Consider the following 1639-nt stretch of genomic DNA (forward strand, 5'->3'; position numbering starts at 1 on the left):
CGACCGAGGCTGTGTGAAAACACGAATACCCGCCGCCTATACCTGTATCTGGCGATGACGCCGTTCTCAGTGGCCAACGAGACGCTTTAGAGCACTTCCATCATCGCCACATCCGAGGTTATTCAAAATAACACTCCCCGAGAAATCCTCCCTGGAGAACGTCACAGGCCGCTACCGAAGCGCCATAATCAGCAGGCGAATTACGCCCGCATCGCCTGACTCAAGCGCTTGGTGCCGAGGATGTTGATGACGCGCTTCATGTTGTAGGCCAGCACGTGAAGACTCATCTCCGTGCTGACGTTCTCGAGGGTTTTTGTCAGAAAATGCGTCGCGCCCATCCAAGCCTTCAGCGTACCGAACGGGTGCTCGACTGTCTGGCGCCTGAGGCGCATCATTTCCGGCTTCCGGTCCAATCCAGCTTGCACTGCCTCAAGCATATCCTCATGCTCACAGCGCTTGATGCGTCGGTAGGTTCCCGTGGTGCATTGCGGCTTCCTTGAGCAGTACGGGCAGGCCGAACTCCAGTAACAATGTAGTATCTGGCCCTTTTCGATACTCTTGAAACGCCAGATCAGACGCTCTCCCGCAGGGCAGCGATATTCATTCTTTTCAGGTACATACCGAAATGCCTCTCTGGGAAACATTCCCTTTGCCTGGCTCGGTGAGGTTTTCGGTTTGGGGAGATAGGTGGTGATACCGGCCTTGTGGCACGCGAGGATCTCCTCTCCCTTAAAGTAACCGCGATCAGCCACGACGTTGAGATCTGTGATGCCGCTGGCATCACGCGCCTGCTTGGCCATCCGGGAAAGCTGACTGCGGTCACTGCCGACGTTGGTGACCTCATGGGCGATGATCAAGTGATGCCGGCTATCGACGGCCGTCTGGACGTTGTACCCCACTACCCCAGTGCCTCGCGTCGTCATGGAGCGGGCATCGGGATCCGTCAACGAGACCTGCTTGTCAGGTGCCTGATTTCTCTGTATTTCAATGGATTGCAGTCGCCGTACTTCCTCGGTGAGGGCGGCGATCTTGTCCTTCAGCTGTGCTGTCTGCGCTTCTGTAACAGCGGGGGCACCTTGGTCAGCTGAGTCGAGTTGATGTAGGTAACGCTCGATGCTCTTCTCGATTTCCTCTGCGCGCCGTTTCATCTTGGCAAACGTAAAGTTGCGGTCTCGGTTGTTGACCGCCTTGAACTTGCTTCCGTCGATGGCCACGATCGCTTGTGAAAAGAGCCCCAGGCGTCGGCATAGCACGACAAAGTCTCGGCAGGTGGCGCGGATTGCCTTGCCGTTTTGCTTTCGAAAGTCGGCAATCGTCTTGAAGTCCGGCGCCAGGCGCTCTGTCAGCCACATCAGCTCGACATTGCGCTGCGCCTCGCGTTCGAGGCGGCGGCTGGATTGGACACGATTGAGGTAGCCGTAGAGGTAGATTTTCAGGAGTACAGCGGGATGATACGCGGGCCTGCCGGTGGCATGGGGGTCGACCCCCTTGAAGCCGAGTTGTCTGAGGTCGAGAGCCTCGACGAAGGCCTCGATGGCTCGGACCGGGTTGTCCTCTGCGACGAAATCATCCAGAAGCTCAGGGAACAACGTGGCTTGCGATCGAGACTCTCCTGCAACGAATCGCTTCATCGGCACCT

Annotated in this window: 1 protein-coding gene; it reads right to left on the reverse strand. The window is 57.2% G+C overall.

Annotated features, from left to right (window positions below):
* Positions 1-200 precede the first annotated feature (200 nt).
* A complete protein-coding gene (locus HOP51_RS20820) occupies positions 201-1631 on the reverse strand; it encodes an IS1182 family transposase (protein WP_234275779.1) in 1431 nt (476 codons plus the stop codon).
* Positions 1632-1639: the final 8 nt, after the last annotated feature.

Source organism: Billgrantia zhangzhouensis (assembly GCF_021404465.1).
Lineage (GTDB): Bacteria > Pseudomonadota > Gammaproteobacteria > Pseudomonadales > Halomonadaceae > Halomonas > Halomonas zhangzhouensis.

Bases quoted from the DNA above. Each gene is read 5' to 3' on its own strand.
- HOP51_RS20820 (WP_234275779.1), bottom strand. From the start codon at position 1,631: ATGAAGCGATTCGTTGCAGGAGAGTCTCGATCGCAAGCCACGTTGTTC.